Origin of the sequence: Pantoea sp. EKM20T, assembly GCF_011800485.1 — a bacterium.
Lineage (GTDB): Bacteria > Pseudomonadota > Gammaproteobacteria > Enterobacterales > Enterobacteriaceae > Pantoea > Pantoea agglomerans.
In genome coordinates this window covers 19,407-45,014 of sequence record NZ_JAALFW010000014.1, presented here as the reverse complement: position 1 = coordinate 45,014, position 25,608 = coordinate 19,407, and the positions used below count along the sequence as shown (strand labels likewise).

The 25,608-nt window shown below is 58.7% G+C and carries 20 protein-coding genes; all 20 read right to left on the bottom strand.

The features are described from left to right. Window positions 1-325 precede the first annotated feature (325 nt). The 20 genes from repA to HFD94_RS22920 all read right to left on the bottom strand — a co-directional run bounded on the left by repA (window position 326) and on the right by HFD94_RS22920 (window position 25,416). Window positions 326-1,261, bottom strand: a complete 936-nt coding sequence (repA, locus tag HFD94_RS19640; protein ID WP_167433433.1) for a plasmid replication initiator RepA — start codon at window positions 1,259-1,261, stop codon at window positions 326-328. 878 nt (window positions 1,262-2,139) lie between these two features. Continuing rightward, window positions 2,140-2,937: a DsbA family protein gene (locus tag HFD94_RS19635; protein ID WP_167433432.1), complete on the bottom strand. Its 798-nt coding sequence runs from the start codon at window positions 2,935-2,937 to the stop codon at window positions 2,140-2,142. A gap of 71 nt (window positions 2,938-3,008) precedes the next feature. After that, complete coding sequence (gene mobF, locus HFD94_RS19630) at window positions 3,009-8,795, bottom strand: MobF family relaxase (protein ID WP_167433431.1); 5,787 nt, start codon at window positions 8,793-8,795, stop codon at window positions 3,009-3,011. Then, on the bottom strand, window positions 8,792-11,413 hold the full coding sequence (gene traD / locus HFD94_RS19625; protein ID WP_167433430.1) for a type IV conjugative transfer system coupling protein TraD: 2,622 nt from the start codon (window positions 11,411-11,413) through the stop codon (window positions 8,792-8,794). Before traD ends, mobF begins: the two co-directional genes overlap by 4 nt. 101 nt (window positions 11,414-11,514) lie before the next feature. Further along, complete coding sequence (locus HFD94_RS19620; protein WP_167433429.1) at window positions 11,515-11,874, bottom strand: hypothetical protein; 360 nt, start codon at window positions 11,872-11,874, stop codon at window positions 11,515-11,517. A 419-nt stretch (window positions 11,875-12,293) separates the two neighbouring features. After that, window positions 12,294-12,977 (bottom strand): complement resistance protein TraT, encoded by a 684-nt coding sequence (traT, locus tag HFD94_RS19615; RefSeq protein WP_167433477.1) that lies wholly within the window; start codon window positions 12,975-12,977, stop codon window positions 12,294-12,296. Between the two features lie 180 nt (window positions 12,978-13,157). Beyond that, complete coding sequence (locus HFD94_RS19610) at window positions 13,158-13,718, bottom strand: hypothetical protein (protein WP_167433428.1); 561 nt, start codon at window positions 13,716-13,718, stop codon at window positions 13,158-13,160. A 14-nt stretch (window positions 13,719-13,732) separates the two neighbouring features. Continuing rightward, the gene (gene traG, locus HFD94_RS19605) at window positions 13,733-16,780 is read right to left on the bottom strand and encodes a conjugal transfer mating-pair stabilization protein TraG (RefSeq protein WP_167433427.1); all 3,048 of its coding nucleotides are present in this window, start codon (window positions 16,778-16,780) and stop codon (window positions 13,733-13,735) included. Continuing rightward, window positions 16,773-18,140: a conjugal transfer pilus assembly protein TraH gene (traH, locus tag HFD94_RS19600; protein WP_167433426.1), complete on the bottom strand. Its 1,368-nt coding sequence runs from the start codon at window positions 18,138-18,140 to the stop codon at window positions 16,773-16,775. The genes traG and traH overlap by 8 nt, the downstream gene beginning before the upstream one ends. A 134-nt stretch (window positions 18,141-18,274) precedes the next feature. Further along, window positions 18,275-18,760, bottom strand: a complete 486-nt coding sequence (locus HFD94_RS19595; RefSeq protein WP_243234800.1) for an ATP-binding protein — start codon at window positions 18,758-18,760, stop codon at window positions 18,275-18,277. Window positions 18,761-18,816: 56 nt separating this feature from the next. Continuing rightward, window positions 18,817-19,095: a hypothetical protein gene (locus tag HFD94_RS19590; protein ID WP_167433424.1), complete on the bottom strand. Its 279-nt coding sequence runs from the start codon at window positions 19,093-19,095 to the stop codon at window positions 18,817-18,819. A 31-nt stretch (window positions 19,096-19,126) separates the two neighbouring features. Next, window positions 19,127-19,750 carry an F-type conjugal transfer protein TrbB gene (gene trbB / locus HFD94_RS19585; protein WP_167433423.1) on the bottom strand — a complete coding sequence of 208 codons (624 nt, stop codon included), beginning with the start codon at window positions 19,748-19,750 and terminating at the stop codon, window positions 19,127-19,129. After that, entirely contained in the window at window positions 19,740-19,952 is a 213-nt protein-coding gene (locus HFD94_RS19580) for a hypothetical protein (RefSeq protein WP_129063645.1), read from the bottom strand. The genes trbB and HFD94_RS19580 overlap by 11 nt, the downstream gene beginning before the upstream one ends. After that, window positions 19,949-20,413, bottom strand: coding sequence for a hypothetical protein (locus tag HFD94_RS19575; protein WP_167433422.1), 465 nt, complete (start codon window positions 20,411-20,413; stop codon window positions 19,949-19,951). The genes HFD94_RS19580 and HFD94_RS19575 overlap by 4 nt, the downstream gene beginning before the upstream one ends. A gap of 10 nt (window positions 20,414-20,423) precedes the next feature. Next, a complete protein-coding gene (gene traF / locus HFD94_RS19570) occupies window positions 20,424-21,221 on the bottom strand; it encodes a type-F conjugative transfer system pilin assembly protein TraF (protein ID WP_167433421.1) in 798 nt (265 codons plus the stop codon). After that, entirely contained in the window at window positions 21,221-23,065 is a 1,845-nt protein-coding gene (gene traN, locus HFD94_RS19565) for a type-F conjugative transfer system mating-pair stabilization protein TraN (RefSeq protein ID WP_167433420.1), read from the bottom strand. The genes traF and traN overlap by 1 nt, the downstream gene beginning before the upstream one ends. After that, on the bottom strand, window positions 23,062-23,691 hold the full coding sequence (gene trbC / locus HFD94_RS19560) for a type-F conjugative transfer system pilin assembly protein TrbC (RefSeq protein WP_167433419.1): 630 nt from the start codon (window positions 23,689-23,691) through the stop codon (window positions 23,062-23,064). Before trbC ends, traN begins: the two co-directional genes overlap by 4 nt. A gap of 9 nt (window positions 23,692-23,700) precedes the next feature. Further along, window positions 23,701-24,693: a conjugal transfer pilus assembly protein TraU gene (gene traU, locus HFD94_RS19555; RefSeq protein WP_167433418.1), complete on the bottom strand. Its 993-nt coding sequence runs from the start codon at window positions 24,691-24,693 to the stop codon at window positions 23,701-23,703. Continuing rightward, on the bottom strand, window positions 24,690-25,031 hold the full coding sequence (locus HFD94_RS19550; protein WP_167433417.1) for a hypothetical protein: 342 nt from the start codon (window positions 25,029-25,031) through the stop codon (window positions 24,690-24,692). Before HFD94_RS19550 ends, traU begins: the two co-directional genes overlap by 4 nt. 166 nt (window positions 25,032-25,197) lie before the next feature. Then, a complete protein-coding gene (locus HFD94_RS22920) occupies window positions 25,198-25,416 on the bottom strand; it encodes a hypothetical protein (RefSeq protein ID WP_207712422.1) in 219 nt (72 codons plus the stop codon). Window positions 25,417-25,608 lie beyond the last annotated feature (192 nt).

Below are 25,608 nucleotides of genomic sequence, written 5' to 3'. Positions count from 1 at the left end.
GCGCGGACGCCTGCGGCCGCTGCAAGCGAAGGCCTTATTAATCCACAGCATGGCCGGACTGAAAACCTTATTTTCTTTTTGATTATTTCTTTACTGACCAAAGGTCAGGAATGTCTTGCGGGTAACGTCAGACTCGTTTGCAGCTAAGCTTAACTTTCCGATTGCGGGTAAATGTGCATAAAAAAAATCAGCACCTAAAAGTACTGAGTTCACGCAGGTCAGAGTGCCGGAAGTTCATGCCCGCAGGCGCAAAACCGGGGTGTTCTGCAGACGACGCAAACGACTTTACCGCCAGTCAAGGCGGTTAAAATCAGACGGAGAGACGTCAGTGAACGACGTCGGGAGGCGCAGGCTCGTAGCCGAGTCCCAGCTCCAGCTGGTTAAGATGCTGCCACACAAGGCGATCAAAACTGTCGGCATCGAGATTAATCAGTTCGTGATTCGGCCGCGAGCGGATGAGCCAGCTGGCCATCGCGCTGCGCCGTTCGTCGAGAGGGAGTCTGCCCAGCTTATTACGACGCTTCTCCCGCACTGCTTTCTCACGCCGGCTGAGCAATGTCGCTATGCGGGCTTTTTCATACCAGCGCCGGCGGGCAGCACGAACGGAATCACGCGTGCCGGGTTCGAGAATGCCTTCTTCTTCAGCTTCGATGCGCAGGTTTCGCTGCAGCAGCAGCTTATCCATATTGACACCGCACAGCTGCCAGAAACGCTCGGTAAGAATAATATGCCGGGGCATCCAGTACTGTTCGACCGGGTCCCATTCCAGGTCGGGCATTTCAATCAGGCCAAATCGTGCCAGCTCCGGGAACAGACGCGACAGCCGGCAGGGTTCAACCCGGGTTTCGGGGATGACATGGCCATCACTGTCTTTCGGGCTGAGTTCACCGGCAAGTCGGCTGACATTAACAGTCACAACCCAGGTGGCCATGTCGGCACGCTGAACAAGCAGAGGGAATATTGCATCGATAAGCGCACGCCGTTCCGGCCGGAAGTGCCGATCACGACCCGCAGCTTTACGGTACTGGGTGAAGTAAGGATGGAGTGACGGCCGGAAACGCAGCTTCCACTTACCGCTGGCCTTCTCTTTGACGACCAGACGACGCATGGCATGGCCAAATTCACCCGGAAGCGGGCGATAGCCGTCAGGTGCGAACCACTGCGGATCAGGACATTTGCAGGTGACATCATGATCGCCGCGGCGACGTCTGTCATTTTCTGAAGTCGGGCGGTTTAACCCGATTAAAATCTGGTCATTCACCCTGTCCCGTACTTATGGCGGACAGGGGTTGTCTTATGAATAGCATGCGTTATAATCCTTCACAGGCGCTGCGCCTGCTTTTGGACCCCCTGATTTCTGCCGTCTTCCGCCAAGTTGAGACAGATTTCAGGGGGTTTTTGCATTCAGAGCCCGATGAAACGCGGACTCCATACCCTGGACGTTTTTGCGGATACGTCCTATCCGGTTAGTTCATTCCCGCGCCGCGCATGATCGGCCACAGGTTTACTGCAAACCCTCATCGTCAACCACCACAGTATTCGATAAGGATCTAAAAAGGATCGCCGCCCGGCGAATTCTGAAAAGAATACCCATCTCACCCGCTTAAATCCAGCACAGTTTGCGCATAGCACGAATCGTATGGATAAAAAAAATGCACTGATAAACTTTATTTTGACTGTTCTTACGTCCGTGATCTGACTTAATCCAAATCATGGTTCAGGCTGGATGGTGCAACCCGGAGGGTTCTCTGAAGGATTTATTTCCTGATATTCTGCAGTAGGTTGAACTGCGATCGCAGATGACCGCCTCAACAATACGACAGGCAGGGCGATCAGGCTGAGGCGTACCGCAGCATCGCGAGGAACGAACAGTCTGAGCGGCGTGGCCGTCATGGGGTAAAGATTCTGGCGGAATAGCTGATACCCCGGACAATGCCCACTGGTTGGCGCTAACGGGCAGACTGACAGGCTTCATCGTCCCGGCCCCGTGCCGGGATTTTTTATGGTCACATGCGGTAAAGGTTTTTACAGGCTGGCCGCTACTCACTCATACCGTCGGTAGTATTGCGATTGCCACAGGCGGCCTTGTTCCTTTATGGGATGATATCCCCAGCCCTGGTCCCTTGGAGCCGTTTTTTTTTAGCTCTTTTCTGCACGCGCTATGGCCTGCTGCATGACCTGTTCGCTGACTACACCCGGAATAACCGTTGTGTTGTCTGCCGTGGCGTTCTCAGCCGGCATAACGATAATGCCCGGTGTTCCCGTCAGCCCAAGCATCTCAGCCAGAGCTGCATTGTTCTCCGTAACGTGGTCAGACGCAGCTTTATCCTCGTCTGAAGCGGCACCTGCACCCGCGGCAGCGGCAACCTTCTCAATGTCTTCGGCCGTCAGTTTTCCTTCGTTATGCCCGGTCCGGTAAATGCCGTTGTGAAATGCCATATACGCATCCGCCCCCTGCTTCCGGTAAACACCCAGTCCGCGGTGCGATGCCTGCGCTGACTCCGGATAGCGGGCGGCAAAGATGGTCCAGTCCCGGAACACAAAGCGCACGCCGGCGTTTGCAGCCATCACCTTTTCCATCACCGGCGCCATCATGCTGCAGGCAATGCATTCGTAGTCGAAAAACTCGGTTACGATGACTTTTGAGTCCGCCGGTCCTTTGACAGGCACGCCATCCAGTTGCATCAGCAGCCGGTGTGTTTTCAGCGCTGACTGCACGTAAGCCTGCTGCTGCATAGCCTGCTGCCGCGCCTGCAGTTTTTTGCTCACCTCAATGAGCACGTCCGGGTGCGCGACCATATAGTCCGCCGCAATCTCGCCGATGCGGGCCTGCTGCTCCGGGGTAAACGCTTCAGCGCCGGCGGCACCGGCCTGTACTGTAAACAAAGCAGCGCTCATGGCCAGAGCAATACTGGCCATCTTAAGGGTCTTTTTCATGATTTATCTCATATGCCTGCGGAGGCAGGACGAAGGTGACGCAGCCGCACTGAGGACGGCCGCACAGGGTATTAACGTTCTTTCTGTATATGACGGGTGATTTCCGGACCAGGTAACTCCCTCTCAGGCTCGCGACCCCGCGCTTCAGGGGGCAGGCTGACCTGCGCCTGCCGGTCGAGTTCGCGCGCGGCACTGGCCAGCGCCGCTGCTGGAATTTCTGGCTGAGCCGTTTTAACTGCAGACCGCGAACGGTTAAGTTCTTCCTGAACCTGGCGGACCACGACAGCCGGGGCCACGCCGTCGCTGCCTGCTGTAGCAGCCTGCCTGACGCTGTCCGGTATACCGCTCACTGACAGCGCACCGAGCACGGCGCGCACGGCTGCATCAGCAGAGGCATCTGGCGTATCAGCCAGCGTCCGGGCAGCCTGCCGGACGAGCGCGCTGTAGTCCGGCTGCGACTCGCCCGGAAGGCGGGGCAGCTTCTGTGCCATAATTTCTGCCACACGAGCAGCAAGCTGCACGGCCAGCGTAACCTTATCCATTTCGTCCTGACCGGGTGGCACTGCCGGCAGGCTGGTTTTTTCCATCAGGTTGCCGTTGCTGACTGATTTTATTGCACTATGCAGCGTAGCCTGCTCATCCTGCTCTCTCTCCGTTCGCGGCAGAACGGCGAGTATCTCCTGCAGCTCATCTTTCACCTGACTCAGAAGCGTGGCGTCCGGACGACGCAGCTCTTCCAGGTTGCCACCCGCCACCTTCAGAAGCTGTGCAGATGGAATCTGACGTCCGTGCATTATCAATACTCCCGCCTCCGGCTTTTCACGCGCTGCGGCCAGTCCCTGCGTGAGATCGCTGACGAGCACGACCTCGCCGCTACGACTTTTCTGCAGCATGGCGGCCTGTGCACCCTCTGTGACCAGCTGGCGGGTCTGCCCGGCGAGCAGTGCGCCCTTATCGTGAAGCAGCGGCATCATCGTCAGGCCCGCCGCTTTTCCGTTACCGTCATACACCGGCAGGGCCAGATGTGGCTCCGGGAACTTCCGTGTCGGCGGGATGATGCGTGCCGTAACCGGGCTGCCGCGCAGGCCATTTGACCGCAGAAACGCGCGGCCCATTGCCGTTTTAGACGCGGGCTGACCCATCGCCCAGATCCGCCTGGCCCGGTCGCGCTCCGGCTCGGGCGTGAGCGCATCATGCGCCGTGGCCGGCCCTTCTTTTCCGGTCCTGAGCGTCTTTGTCCAGCCTGCTTTATCATCGGTAACAATCTGGACGTGGTCCTTCGCACGCGAGACGTTGATATAAAACGCCCGCGCGCCGCTCATCAGCTCACGTGCGCCCTCAACACCTTCCAGCGCCAGTGAGTACCTGGCGCTGGCGCCCTGTGCGCCATAGCCGGTGACCGCCCAGCTGTAGTCCACATGCCGGTCCGCGAGCGTGGCTGCCGGATCGATAACCTTCACCCCGCCGGCGTTGCGCAGGACAATCTCACCGTTATCGCGCAGCTCTTCCACGCGATACTGTTCGTGTGCAGCGTGACCGGCCTGCTTCTGGGTTTTACTCAGACGGACGCTATCACCCGTGCGCAGCTCAATTGAGCGGGTCTCAAAAACCTCAATTTCCGTGGCGTTGAGTTCCTGCGGCGACCAGAACTGCGTGCGCCCCGCTTCATCCTTCAGGGTGACATTGCCGTTAGCAGGGTCAACGCCGGTGACGTGCAGGTACCGCTGATTGGCCATCACCACCTGCCCGGTTTCCCAGTCGTCGATACGGTTGAAGTCGTGCCGGCCGCCGTTGATGCGGTCCAGGACAGGGACGGTGCGGTACGCCTCGCCCAGCTCTTTTGATTCAACCATCGCGTTATGAATACCCTCATTGATGGCTCTGCGGTCTGCGTGCAGCTGAACCATGATCATGGTCTGCGCCCGTGCCCCATCGGTGCGGCTCATAAAGTCAGCCACGATTGTGGATACAGGATCTGCTGACTCGACAATTGATCCGGTGGGCAGCACCGTGCCTGCGCGCCGCGGAACGACATCCGGCGACACCTTTTCAATGTTTCTCAGCGCCGCCGCGAAATCATTGCTGATGATGCTGTACACCGCAGACTTCAGGTCCGGGTCGCGCTGGCGCACGATTTCCTTCATGACCGCCACGTCAATCGGGCTCCGCTCCTGCATCAGCTGGAATGGCGCACCGCTCTCGGGCGACTGCAGCTGCGCTACGTCCCCTACCGGCACGGCGCGGCCGTTACCGGCGGCGATCGCACGGTACGCCGCCGCGGTATCCTGGTTACCAATCATGGATGACTCATCGATAAGGAACAGCATGTTGTCATAGCGGACGTCCTCGCCGGCCGCGCTGCGCATCTGCCAGTCCAGCACAAACGACTTCAGCGTCTGCGCATCGATGCCGGTACCCGCCATCTCCTTAACCGCCCGGTGAGTCGGCCCCAGTCCCACAATGACCGGACGCACGTCAGCCGGCAGGGTATCAATGGCCGCCTTTACCGCATTGAACTGGGTGGTTTTACCGACACCTGCATACCCCTGCACGGCCGTAAACCGGTCCGGACTCTGCAGAATCAGCGAGGTGGCCTCTTTCTGGCCCTGAGTCAGGCCGGACAGGAGAGCCGGATCGACCTGTGCCATCAGCGGCACCTGCGTGTTTTTACCCCGCTCAATTTCGCCCACGATGGCTTTTTCCATCTCCCACGTGGAGCGCGCAACGAAGTGAGGCCCGGCGCTGGTCTGCACCTCAATGAGGTCACCCTCCTTAACCTGCCGGGCAACTTCACTCTCGATAAGCTTCAGGTCACCGCTGAACGTCAGCGCCTCATCCAGCAGTTTCGCCCACGGGAAAGCGACGTCCCGCATCTGCGCCACGCCGCGCGTTACGGCTTTCTGTGCATCAGAGAGCAGCTGTTTACTGAGCGTGTCCACGGCCTCACTGGCATCCTCCTTTCCGCTGGCCTGCCGGACCAGCGACAGCGGCGAGCGCGTTGAGCGCAGGCGTCCCAGCTTCTCTTCCGCCCGGCTCAGGGCTTCGCCGGTAAAAATCTCCGCCTCATGGCCGGACTGCGCCAGCGCGTTGATCATATTCACCGACAGATCCTGTGCGCCCAGGCTGGCCAGTACCGTGCCGCGGTCGTTGTCACGGCTGCCGGGCGCGCTGACGTATCCGTAAGTCACGTAAAGCGGCCGGGACGCATCCAGCCGCAGCGGCTTTTGCTGCCCTTCTCGCTGAACGATGAGCGTGCCGTTTTCAATAGCCGTGACCGTGAGGCGATCGCGCGCCTTCAGGCCCGCATGCTTATCGCCGGCAAGCGCAAACAGGCGTTCCCCGGCGGCAACTTCAACATCATTCTGAGTGAACAGCCGCCAGTCGCCGGAGAGTGCGCTGAGTTTTACCCGTGACAGCACCCCGTCCCCGTCAATCAGCGAGAGCATGCGGGTCTCATCATGCACGCGGTCAATGACGTAGTGCCGCGTTTCGTTTTTCTCTGACCGGTCCTCAAGCACCATACCGGCGCGGTAGGTCTGGGGGAGACGGCGCTCTTTAGCCGTCATAAACACCGGCGTACGCGCCACGATGCTGACCGACTCCTGCCCCAGCCTGCCGGCATCCTGCAGCGCACTCCTGATAACACCGGTCAGATGGCTCTGCTCGCGCGGGCCTGTCACAACGGCCGTAACGGGCCCCTCCGTAGGGTCCATTCCGGCATAGCGATCTGCCAGCGCCTGATAGCGGTCGCGCTTGTCCTGAATACTAGTCACGCGCACCTCGATTCCGTCAGACGGTGCGTTCAGGCTCTGACGCTTTACGCCCGCTGCCGTCAGCACGGACAGGGCATTCGCATTTGACTGTCGTCCGGCGCTGTCCAGAAACAGCAGCTGCGCATTCTGCTGCTGCGCCTCACCGGTGAGCACCAGCATTTCTTTCAGGCTGAGTTTTTCCGCGCTCTCCACGATGACCGTACTCTGCGGCATCAGGCTGAAATTGCCATCAAGCATCCGGCTGCGGTGGAGCAAACGGTCCCGGAGCTCAGGTGATCTGGCAAAGCTGAGTGCGCGCTCGGCAGAACTGGTCAGCACGCTGACCTCGCGTCCCTGCTCACGTGACATTGTCACCAGCGCCTCCGTAACCTCACGCAGCAGCCCGACTGATGCAGGTGCACTGATGATGACGGCGGGCTCCCGGGCAATGTGTTCAGGGTGCCCGGGGGACAAACCGCCGTCGGGGCTAAAATTAATTACCCGGTTCTCTTTCAGGATATCCGTTGCCAGCGACTGCACCGACAGCTCATCCAGCAGGTGGATGTGCGAGGTAAACACGCCTTTATCACCGTCGAGAGGCACAAGCAGATTGTCATTAATCGCCTGGTCAAGCGCCCTGCGCAGGTCCGGAATGGTGTTCTGCAGTTCACCGGCGTTATGAGCGGTAAGCAGAAGATCCCCGTAGGTAAACCGCGTTTTACTGTCGCTCAGTACGGAAATGGCGGTGCGGACCGCCTCCATAGCCGGCACAGGAGCGTCCTGCACCTCACCGGCTTCAGCACGGGACATTTCACGTTCGCGCGCTTCATTCATCACGCCCTGAATGTCAAAGCCGGTGTCTTCCATCTGGCGCTGCCAGCGCGCCTGAAGCCGGGCACGGCCATCGGCGGTCTCGGGCTTGGCGATCGGCTCATCCTTAATCTGTGCTGACGGAGCTGATATGTCCTTACCTGCTGTTACAGCGGCTTTTTCTGCCGCTGACACCGCGCTCTCAGGACCAGACTCTGCCGGCATCTCTTTTTCCTGTGCTGACGGTGTTAAAGGCTCTTTATTCGCCGTTTCAGGGATTTTCTCTGCGGCTGACACCCCATGCGCCGGTTCAGGCTCTGCCGGCACATCTTTATCCTCTGCTGACGGGGCTAACGTTTCTTTATCAGCTGTTGCAGGGATTTTCTCTGTTACTGCCGCAGCACGCTCAGCCTGCACGGGTATGGAGGAAGATTCGGGCCAGGTGCGCTCCGGTGCCCCCTCGTCCTCACCATAGCGGCTGATATCCTGCTTGCGCTGGCGAGTATCAAGTGCGGCCACATCACGGCTTTTCAGTGAAGCATCCTCGCCGGCGCGTGCGTGGATTTCCCGGTGGCGCGAGGAAAACTCATCCAGCACCGCTTCCGTAAAGCCCTTTATCTCCCACAAATCATGACGGCCGCCGGTCGGCACGGTTTCATAGCCGATAGCCTCAGCCTTGCCTTTAAGGACATTGCGGTAGATTTTGCCGTACGTTATCTGGTTGCGGTATGCCGTTTCGATAAAGCCGGCGCCGTGAATGGTGTCGGTGGCCAGCGCCTTCCACTTGCCGTCCAGCTCCGTGACGTTGGCCATCACCGCGTGCGTGTGGATCTGCGGATCGAGGTTGCGGGAGGTGTCGTGCGTGAACAGGGCGGCGACCATTTTTCCGCTGGTCACGATGCGCGTGACGCCTTCCTTCGTGTCCCGGGCGCTTACCGTCTGTTCCATGATGGCCAGCGTCTCTTTTACTGCATCATGGTGTGCCTCCAGCAGGCGTTTATCGCCGCCGGCAAGGATAAGCATCGAGACGCTTTTGGGTGCCGAAAAGGTAAAGTCGTGCCCCGGTCGGTGCACGTGTGTACCCTGCACCTCCTTGCCCAGCACCACGCCGTTGGGCAGATTGCCGTGCAGAATGTCCGTGAACGTATCCAGGTCAACCGGTCCCTCAAGCCCGAGTTCACGCGCACCCTCACCCATCCACTGCGTGGGCATGTCATCCAGAAAGTAATAGTTATCCTTGCTGCTGTAGTAGCCGGCAGCGTCGGCGGCCGAAGCCACCGGAGCAACGGTCATCATCGTTCATACCCTCCCGGGTCCAGGCTGTCACTCATCTCCTGATACGCGTCGTAGTCGTCGCGATGTCGCAGGATGTTTTTTTCGTCATCGGCCATGCGTGCGTTGGCGTCGCTGTACTGCCGGGCATCAGCCTCTTCGCGCTTTTCCTGGTCGGTTTTTCGCGGGCTGATGTGCCGGACGATGAGGCGACCGCCGTCTTCTTTTTCCATCTGCATGTTGAGTTCAGGCGCTTCACCCTGCGCCGCGCCTTCCTGCGGCACCGACTCCTCAGCGTTGCTTTCACTGCTTTCTTCTGCTGCAGCCCGACTTTTACGGCGCGCCAGCATGTCGAGTGCGCTGAGTCCGGACGGTTTTGGTCTGATAGCGGGTCGTACCGCGGGCTGCGGAGCTTTTGGCGGCGATGCTTCTCGCCCGGTGTCTGACGGCGTGACCGGCCGGACAGGTGCCGGCGGCGTCATTTCCGTTTCAGCCGGTGCCTCTGCGGCAGCCTGCTTTGCCGGCAGCAGCTCAGCCTGAGCCGCGATGACCGGCGCGGGTACAGTACGCAGCGGGAACGGGCGCACGTTTGAGGGCGACGGCGTATTACCTGCGGCCTCTGATGCGGGTAGTGCCTGAGCCGGCGTCGCAGCAGGTAGTGACGTCACAACCTCCCGCTCAGCAGGTGAAATCGGAGGGCTCATGGGCGGCTCAGCTTTTAACGGCGCAGCAGCCGGTGAGGCAGGCACGGTCTCCGGCCCGGATGTGGCGGTGGTGCGGTCATCGTCTTCCAGTATTTCTTCGCCGGTCGGAAACGAAATGTTCGCCGCACGGGAAATGCGTTCGTTGCTCTCGATGATTTGTTCGAGCTCCGGACTCAGCCGGTCATGGAAGTCGCGCTCAATCAGCGCGGGGTGATATTTTTTCTGCTTGCGGTACTTCAGGTTCAGCTTCACCACCGGGTATTCGCCCGGGAGGCGCACATAGAACTGCAGGTTCGGCATCTTCATAATCTGGTCGTAGTCCACGATGGGCTCGTTGACCTTGTCCTTACTGATGGAGATACCGTCACGTACCTGGTCAAGGCCGTAGCTGTTCTGTTCGCGCGCCTCGCGCCGGCGCTGATGACCCAGCTCTTCCTCCACGATTTTGGCCACCTCAGCGCTCGGCGAACGGCCATAGGCGCGGGTGTTCAGCAGGTCAAAAATGGCTTTGGCCATCTCGCGGCCATAGATGTGGATCAGCTGCGGCATGTTCTGAATGCCCAGCACGAAACAGCCGCCGAACTTGCGCGCCTCGGCCAGCGTTTCGTTGAACTCCGGTATCTTCTGCAGGCTGGCAATCTCATCACCGATGAACCACACGCGCCTGTCGCTGTTCTCGCCCATGCTCTGCAGCAGCAGCGTGGCCAGCGACAGCCACATCGATATCAGGGGGCGCACAGCCTTACGGTGGCGGGCCGTGGTGGAGATAAACAGCCAGCTGCTGTCGTACTGCGCATCGGTCATCCACTCGCGGATGCTGAACTCCGGCTTACCCTCTTTATCCAGCCCCTGCAGGTAGCGCAGCGACTTGGCATAGTTGGTCAGCACCGAGCGGATAGAGATGGCGGTTTTCTCGATTTTTTCCTCAACCAGGTTGGCCGACGGGGTGTTCTTCAGAAACTCGCGCAGGCTTTTCAGGTCGATGGAGAGACAGGTCTTCAGGAACGTTTCGATGCTGCGGTCAGGACGGGACGCGAACTGCATGGCCGTGTCGCTGAAGATCGTGCGCGATGAGGACACCCAGAACGGGTCGGAGTCGCCCTCAACCGGCATCAGCGCAGCCGTCATGTTCTCGTAGTCCACCACGTCCTGCGCCTCACGCCACAGCACCCAGTTCTCACAGCGCCGGTCGTGCGCGTTCAGAATTTTGTCCAGGCGTTCGTCGTAATGGGTCTCAATAAACGTACCGCCGGAGTCGTAAACAATCGCCCGGTCGCCTCGCCGGCGGATATAGTCCAGCAGCCAGCGGATGAGCGTGGACTTACCGACGCCGATGGTGCCGTGAATGAGATAGTTCATAACCTCGGCGTTCTTAACCATGTTCAGGCCGCCAATCTGCAGATCGGACTTCTCACCGGCCTTTTTCAACAGCCGGTTGACCTCTTTAAGCTGGTCAGTAAGGGTCATGCCCGAGATAAACTCGTCCTCACTCTCCCGCTTACCGATGCGACCCACATACCAGGCGATGAGGCACCAGAGCAGGCTGGCGGTGATACCGCAGGCGCTGGCGATGAAGCGCAGGTTCGTCAGAAACTGGCGGCCCATGTCCTGCATCCACGGATTGGCCAGCAGCTGCGCCGGCGTCAGCTTTATCGTGCACAGCTGCGCACTTTCATCGCAGTGCCAGAATATGTCCCACGTGGCTTCGGCCGCACGCGGGGACAGGCCCAGCAGTGAGTGGCTGGGCCACGCTGCCCAGTACCAGAAGCCATTACGGAGCACGTCATCGGGCGTCGTCAGCCAGAACAGCGCGCCGGTGGCCGCCACGAACAGCAGCAGCATCCAGTGGAAAATCCAGTTGCTGACCTGCACAAACATGCGCAGCCGGTAGGCCGTCATCTGGCCGCCCTGCGTCAGGTATTTGGGTGTAAAACTCATGGGAAACTCCAGATAGCACGCAGGCGCAGCCCGCCCGGAAAAATCGGGCAGGCTTATGGCTTAAATAGAAGTTGCAGAGAGGGCCGCTCAGGCCCCGGAGATTATTTCAGTGTGACGGACGTGGGGGTGCGGATAAGCCCCGCGCGGCGCAGCAGCCAGATGCCGGCCATGACGGGGATAGCACAGGCGAAGATAAACAGATTCCAGCAGGCCAGCGTGAGCCCGGAAAGCACGCAGCCGGCAGTCATTACCAGCAGAACCAGCAGCAGCGTGATAACGCCCGGGGGCATCATGTCGCCCTGCACCATACGGGTGGAGAGGTCCCAGGCAAACAGATGGCTGTGTGACATAATGGTTTTTACGATATCAGGCCCGAACTGCCACAGTACGATGGCGCTCCAGGCGAAACACAGGGTTAACCAGATAACAAATGTGCGTGCCGCACCGTTGAGAGTGAGCATAGATATTTCCTTCAGAAAGTTAAGGGCGGGGATGAAGTACAGCCGTTACAACGCAGACTCTGGCGCGCTGCGGGGAAAGCACCCCGCTGAGCATGATGGATACATGTCGGTTAAATCTGAGCCACGCTTCCGCTACCCCGAACTTCAGGGAGAAACGTGGAAATATGAGGTCCCGTAAGGGAGGAGGGCAGCACCCGTGGTGTTGATGCTGCCCCGATGTCCGCTGCCCTGGGGGCGCAGACGGGGGTCGGCAGGCGCCCCGTTGTCAGGAGAGATTTTCTTATTTCCCCTTAAGGCGCATGCCGCCGGCTTTGCAACCGGTCATGACTTAATACCAGGAATTTCAGCGCCCTGCAAGCTGATATACCTTTATAACTGCCCCCCTGACAATCGCAGAAGCAGCTAAGCAGTATCTTGCATTACATGATGCCGGCAACGGATTTAGCCAGCTGCGCTTCAAGTACGGGCTTTGCCTCCTCGAACTTCAGATTCACCTTATTAGCGTTTGAGACGACGCGGGTCTGGTACTTCATACGGTTGCCTTCTTCACTGCTGGTCTGCAGCTTGAGGCCAGAGTTTCCCTGCCTCAGTGCTGCCACATTATCTGTCGTCACAGCTGCTTTGCTGCGTTCGGAAATCTGTAGATCGGTCACCATCGTAAAGTTCGTGTCCTCGACCAGAGCATCTGCTGCCATTCCCGCAAGCCCCGAGGCTAGGCCTATGCCCAGAATGGCTCCACCTGAATTACTGTTGTAAGCAGTAATACCAGCGCCCAGAGCAGCTCCCGTAGCCGCACCTTCATATCCTGTCGAAAGGAAGCTTTGAGCCTGGCGCAAATCCATCTTCTCTGCTTTCAGAACGTTAGCCTGAATCCAGTAATAAGCAGCATCAGGGCTGGAGGTCACGGTATAGCCTTTTGCACGCAGGTCCTGCGCCAGTATTGGCTCAAGGTCACTCATGTCTTTATCAGAGGTATTTCGCACCTGCAGATAAACCGTTTTCTGACTGGATGGCTCCAGCCAGACGGTCTGGCTCATCTGCGTTTTGACATCGAGATTGCGCTTTTTAATAGCTGTACTCATGGCACTACAGCCGGAAAGCATAAGACAGGCAGCAGCAGTCGCTGCCACGAAGACATTGCGGTTTTTCACAGGTGCATCCTTATTTAACAGAGAAAACGGAAATGGCGCGCCCCTGGGCACGCTGTATTAACTGGGGGGGGGTTATAAAGAAAACCCCTTCAGCCAGAATGGCGGAAGGGGTATTAGCAGGAACTGGGTGTCTTAGATCTTTTTAATAATCTTGGCGAATTTGCTCATTGCGCCAGCAATACCATAGCGTGTTAATTCTGAACTGATAATAGCCTGCATGATGAGATGACTTATCAAAAGCATGAATGGCGCTGCATAAAATAACTGCGGATTCCAGGCTGCCATTAACGCGAAAATGCCATTGCCAAAGATTGCTGCTATACAGGTGTTTTTGTATTTCCGGCTTAACTTCTGTACCAGTAGCGATTTACTTCTCACCGTCTGAGGTATAGCGGTCAGCAACAGAAACGGAGTATAAGTCATAGCCATAATCGCTAAAGATAAGATTAGTGTGAAGCCACCAAAGGCCAGCGTCAGCCCCTGATAATGCAGCGTCGGGTTAATCCACACATCGTCTGGCGGCACAAAGCTATAAATGATGTATGCGAACGATAATGCATACAACGACAAACAAGTTACCGGAAAAATAGCACTCAATTTTATTGCATCGAGTGCATTTGGAACTTCTTGTTCGCCAGATGCAAAACTATTAAGCAGATAATCTGCATCCTTCTTGATATCGCTATACATCATCCCAGCCCCCTTACTTATCCGGCTCGCCGTCTAAGCTCCGCTATTTTTTTATCAAAGTCATCGCCCAGATTATCTTTGGGTTTCTGGCCCTGCTCATTTAACTCTTTATTATGACCCGCTTTAAAATTTCCTTTAGCAGAATCATGTTCGTGCTTAAGTATATCACTGGACGTCTGAACAGTGGTTTTATTTTCAGCAATTTTACCGTCATTTTCCCTGAGAGTTTCCATAAGGCCAGATCTTTGTGCTGCGACCTGATTAGCGACATTGTTCTGAATGCCGGCGCCTGCGGCCTGCTCGCTCACACGTTTTGACCCGCTGCGGAAATCTTCCCTCATTTCCTGAGAAGGGACACCCGCCGGACCGCTGAGATTCTTCTCTCCCTGCCGCGTGCTGACTTCAGTTGCCTGCCCTTTCCTGACGACAGCATTCTGCGATGAACCTTCTGCGGGTCCATGACTGTAAGCCGACGAGCTACCCGACAGAGCCTGTCCGGAAGCCTGTGCGCCGGCCGGAAGCGTGCTTCCACTTTCGGCAGATGTCCCTGCAGCATCCAGCGATTGTGCCGGCTGCAGCGGCTCACTGTTAACCTGGTCAGTCCGTGCGCCATAGTTGCGCATGATTTCAGGTTCCAGCCGTTCATGCATAAATTCGGTGGCCGCGCCCTGCGCGCTTCTGACGTTTGTCAGGATGTTCTGGGCGTCGCTGCCGTACTTCGCGGTAGTCCAGTCCACGAACTCCTGATTATAGTTGGCGTCCAGGCTGGCACTCTGTGTCTGCGACAGCGTGGCCATGCGGCTGAATTCCTGACTACGCGTGCTGCTCTCGGTGTACTGATGGTACTGACTCTTCGCATCATTAAGCGTCGCTGCGAACTGCTGAGCGTTAGAGCTGGACTGATTATCAGTATGACTCCCTGAATCGCTCAGACGGGTCGATGTCACCATATCCATGCCCTCGCGGAAGTCACGTGCCTCCTGACTGCTCTGGTCGCGGCGACTATCACGTCCCTCTGAGTGACTGTCCTGTGTACCGTGTGAGCTGCCGGTAGTATGACGAAGGTCAGCACTGATACTGGCTTCCCCGCCAGCGCTGACGCCGGTCGCCCACATGCCGAGTTTACCTCCCAGCTGATCGCCGGTATCAAATTTAACCTGTCCCCTGACACCCGTGCCAGCACTGCCCTGATTGGTGATATCCATCAGCTGGTTGTAGGCCTGCTGTTCAGAAACATTGTGCGACTTCGCATAGTTCTCAACGGCAGACTGCATTTTACTCGCGCCTTTAGAGACATTCGTTGCCACACTGTTGTCGCTACCCTGCGTCATGCTATCGCTGTTACCGCTCTGCTGAGTCAGCTGGTTCATCTGCTGGAAGCCGCTGGTCACGCTGTGGTTATAGCCATCAAGCGAACTCTGCGCCTGCTGCTGCGCCTGCCGTGCCTGCTCGGAGAACCCGCTGCTGGCGAGAGAACTGAGCCGCATGCTGACAGGCAGGTTTGATATCGCCTGACTGGTATCCACTACGGTGTGTCCGTCAGCCGTCTGTGTCATCATCGCGTTATTACCGGTCTGGAAGCCCTGAGACCCCGAGCGGCGCAGCATGTTGGTGTCAAACTTGTTGGCACTGACATTATCCATCGACATGTTGTTAAACGACCAGTTGCCGTCCGCCGTCGTCGAAGCCTGTCCGCCGGTCGCAAACGCCGCCGAGCTCATCACTCCGCCAACGGCCTGTGAGGCCACAGACGCCGCGCCTTTGGTCAGGAAAAAGGCGAGCACCGGTATCGACATGCTCAGATAGCCCGCGATGTTGGCCGCGTCTGAGTGCTGCAGTGCGACCTGATCCTGATTGGCCAGCACCAGCGGCGTGGCCCCGGTCTTCGTCTGCAGATAGAAGTTGGCCAGCGAGTTAAGAATGGCGAACATCACCGGCCACATGGTGAAATAAACGAAACCGCCGGCGTACAGCTTCAGCGTTTTAAGCCCGAAGATGTCGTGATTCACCAGCGCAAGCGCGATGACCAGCGGGAACAGCGCAATCAGCACCAGCATCATTAGCGACTGAAACATCGGCAGCGTACGCGACGCTATCACGCCACCCGCGCCCCAGCTGATGCGCTGCTTGGTCATGCTGGACTCGGTGGCCAGATTCAGCAGGTTGGCAGTATCGGAAGAGCGCGCCGCAAAACCTTTCCAGCCGTCACGGATGGCCGCATTGGTGATGTTATTACGCATAATCTGCGCTGCGCTCAGGCCGCCTGCATAGAAGAAGTTGTAACTCTCATCCATCGCGTTACCGAGCAAAGTATCCCCGCTGACGCGGCTGCCGAACACGCGCGTGGCCAGTGCATGCCAGGTTGTGCCGCCGATGCGCACGTCCGCCCCGATCAGATTTTTGACGACCGCAGCCGCCTGCTGGCAGGTGATAAACTGCCGGCCGCTGCCCGTATCCTGATACAGACCGCGCAGCGGGCTCGGGTTATTCGTAATCAGCGTCAGCGGATCGGTGCTGTTCAACAGCTGTGACACGGTGTACTTGTTATTCAGCAGGATATCGCCCACCACGCAGTTTTCCACGTAGTCGGTAAGCATGCCGGCCAGCTGCGGATTCTGTGACCGGAAGTCCGTGGTCTGCGCCACAATCTGCGAACCGAACAGCATGCCGGACTTCGTATAGGTCAGCGAGTCCGGCCGCGAGAAGCTGTACTCATAAAGCCGCGCCACACCGAACTGTACTGACGTGGTCAGCCCGGCGATGAAGGCCAGGCCGGCCGGCACGTTATCCACCTGATAAACTGCCGCCGGATCGGTGACATCAAGTATCTGCACGCTGCGTTTCGGAACGAGCAGCACCGACGTAATAATAAAGAAAACGGCCAGCCAGCTGGCAAACACCATCGGGTTGCGCGATTTGATGAAGCTGAAGATTACGCCCAGTACGCCAAAAAGCCCGGCGATACGTTTTAACGTGTCATAGGTGTCGCTGCCGATGACGGTGACGACGCCGTTAAACACCTGACGCCACATGTCACCGCCGTAAATGGTCCAGACCTCAGTCATTGCCCGTTCCCCACTGATAGTTGCCCTGATAGGACGTCGAGATAATGGTGGATACCTGCTGCTGCAGGTACTGCATGTTGCGATCGATGCCGTCCAGCGCGTTCTGGTCGGCGGTACTCTGCAGCTTCATCTGTGCCAGCAGCGAGGTTGCAGCCAGCACGTTGTTACGCAGCTCGCCGGCTGCCTGCTCGGGGAAGTTTTTACCGGCCAGTGACTGGCTCGCCTGCTTTACGAGCTCCTGCAGGTACTGAATCATCATGTCCTGCGCGATAAAGTCGGCGACCTGTATCAGGTAGGTCGGGCTCATGCCCATGCTGCGGGAGTTGGTCAGGTATTTCAGTACCGGCACCGAGGTTGTGTTGATGAAACCCTTTTCTCTGTCCGACAGGCCGGTATCGGCCGTGAGCTTGCTGTCGATGGAAATCATCAGGTTGCGCACCTGTGTTACCAGCGCCACGTCGCTGCTGACAGTGACGCTGGCCACCGTCGGCCCGAGGCACAGGTCCTGCTCATCACAGCCGTACATCTTCGCGGTCCCGCCGCGCATCAGCACAGTAATGATGTCGCGGTTATCAACCAGCGGCGTTAGGACGGTGACCTGCCCGGCTTTATTAAAGATGATGGAGCCCACCACGCTCATCACCAGTTCCTTCAGCTGGCGGTTACCATCGAACAGGTGGTTGCGGCCCAGCGCGTCCCAGATGAGGTTTTTGTTTTTCAGCACCTGGTCCTTCATTTTATCGGACGCCCGGCCGGTGACGCTGTCACCCTGACCGCCCACGGTGCAGCCCTGCCGCGACGCCGCCCAGTCGGAGAAAATGTTGCTCTCGCCGGCAATGTCCTGACAGATTTTCTGGTTCGACACCTGAGACACTGGCCACAGGCCGCCGATGATGCCCTGCGCGGCCTGACAGGAGCTCATGTTGGCGGAGTTCACGTCCGAGGCGAGCTTCTGCAGAAAGTCTTTGGCCTGCTTAAGCTCCGGCACCATCGTCTGCAGTGCCAGGTCAAAGGCGTAGCCCGCCGCATTACTCATGATCTGCTTAACGAAGCGCTGAAGTTCGGCCCCGTTGATGTAGGAAAAAGCGCCCAGATAGGAGTCAATGCCGCCGCAGCCGGCGTTGAGTGACGGTACCTGCATCGAGATAAGCTGCACCTGTTTAACCGGGTTACGCAGATAGATGGAGCCGCCGGTAACGTAGCCTGCGGCCTGACCCTGCCATGCCTGCGCCTTTGAGACGTTGCCGTCAAAGCCGAGGCTGCCAAAGTAGCCGTTCAGGTCACCCTGCACGTCGGCCAGAGCAGGCGTGCTGATGACCAGCGCCGTCGCGGCGCTGAGAAGGAACTGCCTGAGTTTCATGTGAAGACGCTCCGAAGCAGCCAGGGATTCAGCATCAGCTGAACTGGCTGGAAGAAAATTAATGAACAGCTGACCCAAAATACGGAAACGGGTATTCCGTACCGCATTCACCTGTCAGTTATGGCTGGAGAGTTTCATTTGATCTGACAGAAGGTGACGCAGTTGCCGGCCGGCCTGCTATAACGAAACTCCGCGACCGTGTTTATTTCCCGTGTGAGCAGATGCCTGTCCGGGCTGTCCTTCAACAGCGGCTCCTGGGAAAAGATAAACAGGCTCACGCCCTTCTTTGTGAGTTCTCTCAGCTGATGACTCATTGCCTCTGCAGCGACGGCCGGGAAAAAGCCATCCAGGATGATGACCGCTTTGTCACTGGCCTGTAGCCTCGCCACAATTTCATTTAATCCCGCTTCATATTCGTCTGAAGTCAGCAGTTCATAGCTGAAATAGTCGCCGTCAAGACGCACTGCGAGCTCGCGCCCGACCACCGACTTACCGGTGCCTGTCCATCCCTGCACGTAAAGATGCCCTTTACGTGCCTGATACAACCCGGTCAGCTTTTTTACGTGTTCTTCGGCGTTTAGCCATAGCCGCTTTTCAGGCGAAAGCCCGTCGTTTGTCATATAAGTCATGTTTCGTTCCGTGGATTCAGGGTAAGTAAGGTGTGTTCCTGCGGGTATCAGAAAGCATTACGGTCGGCCATAAATCCGTGCCGGCGCAGGGTGATGCTGACCAGCACGCCGCAGCCGAAGCCACCGGCAAGGGAAAACAGGAACAGAAGCGGATAAAGCTGCAGACCGCTGAGCACCAGCGCGTCAGAACCGTAAGTCATGCCGTCCATACGGCCGGCAATTTCGCAGGCGAACCAGGCATACAGGCCGGCGGCGGCCAGCAGCGAGGCGCAGACAAGCAGCAGCGCCGTCTCCAGCCGTGAGAGCGTTAACGTTTTTTCAGTCATGGGTATTCCGTCGGCGGCACAGCCGCCCGTATTACTGCGGGGTCAGTGAGGCACTGCTCGGGACCGGACCCAGCGTGTCCGGCGGGAGGTTATCGATATCGGCTTCGATCATCTGCGCCAGTCGCTGGCTCATGGTGCCCATGTCCGTCTCCCCCTGAAACAGCGGGTAGGCCACGTTGGTGTTCACGTTGACCATAAAGGTGGTCGGCGTGGCGATGGGCAGCCCGTTGCCGAAGAAGGTCAGGATCTCACCGGCAATCGGCTCATTCGGTCCCGCCTTACGCGGGATAAGCGCCACCGGAAAGGCCGCATCTCCGTAGCCATCAAGGCTGTAGGGGTACACCTTTATCCCTTCCGAATCAGTCCAGGACTTAAGCAGCGGGTCGAACTTCGCGCTGTACTGACAGCCGCGCTGCATAAAAACCACTACCGCATAGTCGTTCAGGTTCACCTGACGTCCGTCGGTCAGGGTCATCATTCTGGGCGGCTTTGCTGGCACCGCACGCACCGAACGCGTTCCGGGCAGACCGAAATCCGGCAGCTGCGCACCGCGCTGCCCCTTCGCCTGCTCCAGCGCAGCAATGTCCGAGGCCACCGACGCCTGTGCGAATACCGGCAGCGTCAGCAGTACCGTCAGCAGCACGTTAAGCCTCATGATGGCCTCCCCGGCCGCCTCGCGACCTTCGCCAGGCAATCAGCTCCGCGATGAGGCCCAGCGCAACCAGAACCAGACAGGCTACCGAGACGCCGGCAAGCACGTCGTACGTGAAGCTGACTGACCACGCCAGCAGCTGGCGCAGGCAGTTAAAAATGATGCCTGACATGAACAGTAAGATGATAAGAGGTAAGCGGTTCATTTACGGACTCCCTGTGCGTGGCGGCGCAGGGTCCGCACCGCCACGCCGGCAATAATGGAAAACAGTACGCCGGTGAGGTAGAGGCTGCGCAGCGTACTGTCAGTCTTTGTTGCCCATGCATCACGGCTCTCTGCCGCCTTCACACACGTGGCAGGCGGGGGGGCAGGCCTGATGCTGACCGGTACGGCCTTATCCCATGATGTATCAGGAACGGACGGCCAGGACTCCACGCGCGTGGCCTGCGAGGCGCAACTCCACACCTGCCCTGCCGGAGCATCGCGTATTAGCCTTTCGGCCTCGCTCACCAGCAGATGCCCGGCACCACCGGCGCTGTGCGCGCTGAGCAGGAACAGCAGAAAAAACAGCAGCGCCGGATGAATCACCAGCGTCTGCAGCAGAAAGTTGCCTGCCCGGTTTGCGGTAAGCAACCGCCCGTGCCAGACAGGTGAGAGTGTCAGCATAATCAGGTCCTCAGAAGTTAGGCTTAAAGCCGGTGGCCACATTGAGAAAGCGCTTCGCCAGGTCGTCCTGCGTCATAAAACCGTAGGCGAGCGGACGGAAGCTTTTTGACTTGGGGTCAACCAGAAACAGTGCCGGATAGTGCGTAATTCCCATGCGCGCGCTCTGGCCGGCGTCCGGCCGGCTGTCGGGCACCTGCGGCGACACAGTGCCGTCCACGCTGACCGGTATCAGGGAGATGTGCCGCAGGCGGGCAAAGTCCGCCACCACGCCGGCCATCTGTGCATCAATCGGGTCACTGCCGCGGTAGAAGTAGAACAGCCCGTACTGGCCGGAAAGCTGACTGATGGCCTGCGTCTGCTCCTGCTGGTCCCGTGCCTGCTGCAGCGGCGCGGTGCTGTTGTAATGCGGATGGTCAAGGTTGTAGTCGAGATCCGGATGGTCAAGCTGCGCCACGGCAAAGGACTGGCTGAACATCGAGGCCCGGTCGGTCCAGAACTTCTGCCAGCGCAGGAACGTGGCGGTATGCTCTGCAGACGGGTGGAGGATGGCGTTGTTCAGTGCCTCCTTTGTGTACTCCTTAAGTACGTCCGCCTGCTCTGACGGTGACAGCCTGCTGAAGTCCGGCACCTGCGGCGCGGGCTGCGCTTTAGGTGCCGGCGGGTCCGGCTTTTTCTTCGGCTCGTTGTACCAGTGCCAGCCGGTAAACGGGTCGGCCGGCGTCACCACCGCGTCAGCAGCCGGCGCATCATCCGCCACGGCCTGTCCGGCGCACATTGCTATCATCAGGCTAATCAGCAGCCGCTTCATTATTTACCTCCTGTCTGCGCATTGACCTGCGCAGCTATACGGTCTTTTGCCTGCTTGATCATCGTCGCTGAGTCAGGGATTTTCTGATTGGCCATCAGGTCGCTGTAGAAGTCCTGGAAGTTAATCAGATCAAAGTTAATGGCCTGCAGTTCAGGAACCGTAATGCCGCGACAGTTCGGTGAGTCACCGCTGCCAAAGCTGACGTGCAGCTGATCGCGGCGCCCCTGCTCCTGGATAATGCGGGCGAGCTTGCCGCCGAACACGCAATAGGCCTGCTTCTTCTGCACGCACACCCCCAGCACGGCCCTGTTGCAGGCTTCGCCGACCAGAACGGTGACCTTTTTAGCCTTCGCTTTACCGATGGCCATTTCGTCACTGTTGCAGTTGGCCAGCCCCGAACTGTTCCCCCAGCCGGTATCAACGCAGCAGTTTGAAAAGCCGGCCATCGCCTTGCGGCAATAGAGCGCCTGTCCGGTAAAGGCCTTGATATCTATCTGATCGCCGTTCTTGACGTCATCGCCGGCAGAGGCCAGACCGGCAAGTTTGGCCACAGCGGTATCAAAGCCGCTGTCGCCGGCACCGTCGGTACCGTTGCAGTCGCCGCTCTGACAGAGGTATTCTCCGCCGCACAGCAGGCCCTGCGAGCTGTAGGTGGTCTGGCACTGGTAAGTATCCTGCTCATGGATGCACGTTCCGCCTTCCGCCTCGGTACAGCCGCGGCCGGCAATGGTGCAGTTGCGGTCAGACATCAGCTGGGCGCAGTTACCGGTGGAGTTTACCGGCACGATGTAGCTGTCCTGGTACTGCCAGCAGCCCTGCGTCTGGGTATAGGTCTGGCCGTCGGAGGTAACAGATCGTGAGCCGCCCGGGTCGGTGCAGACGCTGCCGGTACTGGCGGTGGCCTGTGATTTGTCAAAGCTGCAGCTTTCGGACCAGGTCGTGTCGGCCTTTTTGTCGGACACGGTCACGCTAAACGTCACGTCGAGGTGGAACAGCGTGGTGCCGTCATTAATGTATTTAATGAGAGTGTTAATGACGGAATCAAGTCGGGCCCCTTTAGGGGTAATCACGGCAGAGTAAACCTGACCCGCATTAACCTGCTGTCCTGCGACACCCAGGCTGTCAGCCCCCTTGCCGTACCGGAGCGTGACATTGTTGTTCAGTATCGAGGTGACATAATCTGCCCCGGAGTTATAAGACGGGGCCGGGGTATAAACCAGCTGCGTGGTGCCGCTGACGAGCGTGGCCGTTTCAGGAAACGTGAAATCGACCAGTATCTGATTGCCCGAGCGCCGTGCGTTCTTGAGCAGCATATTCATCGTCCGGGTTTCCGTGTGGCTTGAGCCCGTGACGATAACGCTGCCGGTGCGGGCACAGGTCTGGACCTGCGCCACGTCCCTGTCGCAGGTGAAGTTTTCAAATACTGACTTCGACACGACTTTCGCGGTGCACTGGCTGTTGGTTCCGTCCACGATGGAACCGCTGTTCGCCTCGGCATTCTTGCCGTTTTGGATAAAGTCGGCGTTAGGGTCAATCGTCACGGCCGGATTCTTAACGGAAGAATCGGTGACGGCCTGCCCCGCCTCATTACTTCCAATCTGAGTCTGTCCCTTATCCTTTATCCCGCCGTCCCCGCCCTGCACGCCGCCGTAATACCCCCCCTGCGGAGGACTGGCGGTGTAGCCCGGGATCACTGACGCCGGGTCGGTCCCCTTCGCCGCAGCGGTGCCCTGCCCCTTATTTGAGCCGGCATATCCCGCACCCGCGTTGTAAGCGTCACTCGTTGCATCAGCGAATGCGCCGGACGCCATCAGACATAAAGAAAGCAGCAGGGCACGCTTCATTTCGTACCCTCCGCATCCTGCAGCAGCTGCGCGGCCGTACTGCCACAGTCACCGCGCTGCTTAACCTCTTCGAGCGCCTGCTTAACCGGCAGGCTGCCGTAGATGACGTCCGACTGACTGCCACAGGTAACGACCAGCGCCGGCACGGCCCGGATGTTGTATTTCTCATACAGGGTCGGGTCGATCTGCACCCCGGCCTGCTTATCTTTTTTAGACAGTTCAAACATCGTCTCAGCGGTCTGACGGAAGTCGTTGTTCAGCAGGCCGCGCAGCGTGGCCGGTATGCCGAAGCGGCGGGCGTCCGCAAGCATCGGCAGCAGCCCCTCCTCCGGGATACCCAGGCTCACGAAATACACAGCCCGCGGTGCGGGGCGGGCGGCGCTGTTCTGATCCGCCTGCGAGGCGGCAATTTCGTTCTGCAGCTGCGAGACCCGTTCCTGCTGCGCATCCGGCAGCGTGATATTCATGCCCTTCAGCTGGCTTTTGAACAGCTCCAGGTCGCGCTGCTGCTGCTTCATGTACGCCATGTCATTACCTGACACGACCGGCTGCTCTGCGGCATTCGCCATTTCTGCGCACAGAAGCGCGGCGCCAGCAAGCAGCGCCGTAATCAGAGGTTGTTTCATGGTGAGTCCTTACAGATAAACGCAGTTACGCTTTCGCCACATGAGGTAGCCGAAGTTCTTTTTCGTCGCCGGTGAGTTGTGTACCGAGCCCCAGAGCTGGGTCGTGGTGCCGAAAGGGTGGCAGTCGCTGGGTTCGGGGTACATATTGACCATCTGATAACGCCAGCGTGATTTCGGAATGATTGGGGACGGATACTGGTAGCACACAGCCACGTCCGCCCCGACCGTCTCCATCACCAGTCCCTCCCGGTGCAGCTTGAAGGCCATGCGCTCGCTGACCAGCAGCGAGGCTTCCAGCGGTGAAAACTCATTACTGGTGAAGCCCGTAAACGGATACATCGAACCCTGTGCGCCGGCGCACCAGAACAGCGGGTCCAGCGGCACGCCCGCTGTGGAGGCAATCGAGTCCGCCGCACAGGCGCCCTGCGCCAGCAGGTTATTGAACAGTGCCACTTCCGGGTTCAGGATCATGGCCAGCGTGCTGTCGTTCCACAGCGGGTCAACCTCGGACAGATAGGCGATGTCCATGTCGCCGGTCTGCATGCAGCCCGTACTGGTGATGATGTTGAGCCAGTAAATCAGCGGATATTTGTACCAGTGAACGTGATAGAAGCTGCCGGGAGTAGGTGAGTCGCTCTGCCCGCCGCGTCCGGCACCGGTGCGGCCGAGGTTAATTTTAAAGCCGCCCATGTTCACCATGACGCCGGGTTCGCGCGTCACGTCCGTCAGCGCCAGCGGCTCCCAGAAGCCAATGGCCAGACCCAGCCGGTAGAAAATACCGTAGGGACACATCTGAATCGGCGAGGCGGGGTTCGGGGTGTCCGGATGCGCGCCTGATGCGAGCTGGATACTGCCCAGTGACATTGGGAACAGACACTTCCAGCAGACGTCGCTGATGGGGTTTACCCAGCGCCCGTCGCCGGCGTTGCTGGTCGCTGCCATGACAGGCTTCGCCATGATCCCTGCCGTGAGCAGGCACATTATGAGGAGGAAACGTTTCATGAGCCTCTGACCTCTGTTTTACTGCGGAGCCAGACGCATACCGGGCCGTCGTCCGTGTCGTGAATGCTGCCGGTAAACCAGCCTTCGCCCGCTGGCCCGGACGGCTCCCAGCGGCTGCAGTCACCGGTTTTCCGGAAGGCCTGCATCATCCAGTCCGGCGCGTCGTTTTCCATCCAGGTGAAGGCGGCCGCCAGGTTATGTGCGGTAAGCCAGGCCTCAAACTCGCCGGGCTGCGGATATTCATTGCCGTCAGCGGGCACGAAAAATTCAGGATGCGTCCAGCCGCCCCAGCGATCGCGCACGACCGGCTGAGCCGATATTTCAGCAGGGTGTGTCATAGGGTGAGATTCCGTAAAGACGGCAGCGGAACTGCCGGGGTCAGACGTTAAACGGGCCTGCCTGCGAGGTGCAGGCTGAGGCGTACCGCAGCAGCGCGAGGAACGAACAGCCTGCGCACTGCGGGCAGAAAAGGTATTCAGGTGGCCGCAGCCACCCGGGGAGGGTTTACTTCACCGCGCGGCACAGCCTGCCGGCGATAGTGTCGAGCTCACGGTCATAGCTGGCACGCTCGGCCGCACTGAGAAAGCCCTGCTGCTTTACGTAGCCTTCAGCATCTTTTCTGACCCGGTCTGCCTGCTGCCACAGCTGTTCAGACTGCGCTTCCGTCAGGTGACGCGCCTTGCGGGCGTTACTGATATCGGCCTGCAGCACGTTTACGCGCACCGATACGTGCGCCTGAAGCGGGTCTTTAATACTTCCGCCGGTTTCCCCCTTTACGTCATGCTGAGCCTTTACGTCGCATGACGGCCAGTCCTGTGTAAATGACGAAGCCGCGGTGGCATGGCCGGCCGCAAGCAGTAATAGGCCGAATGTCATTTTTTTCATTGCCTGTATCCCTTTGTGTGAGTACTCACG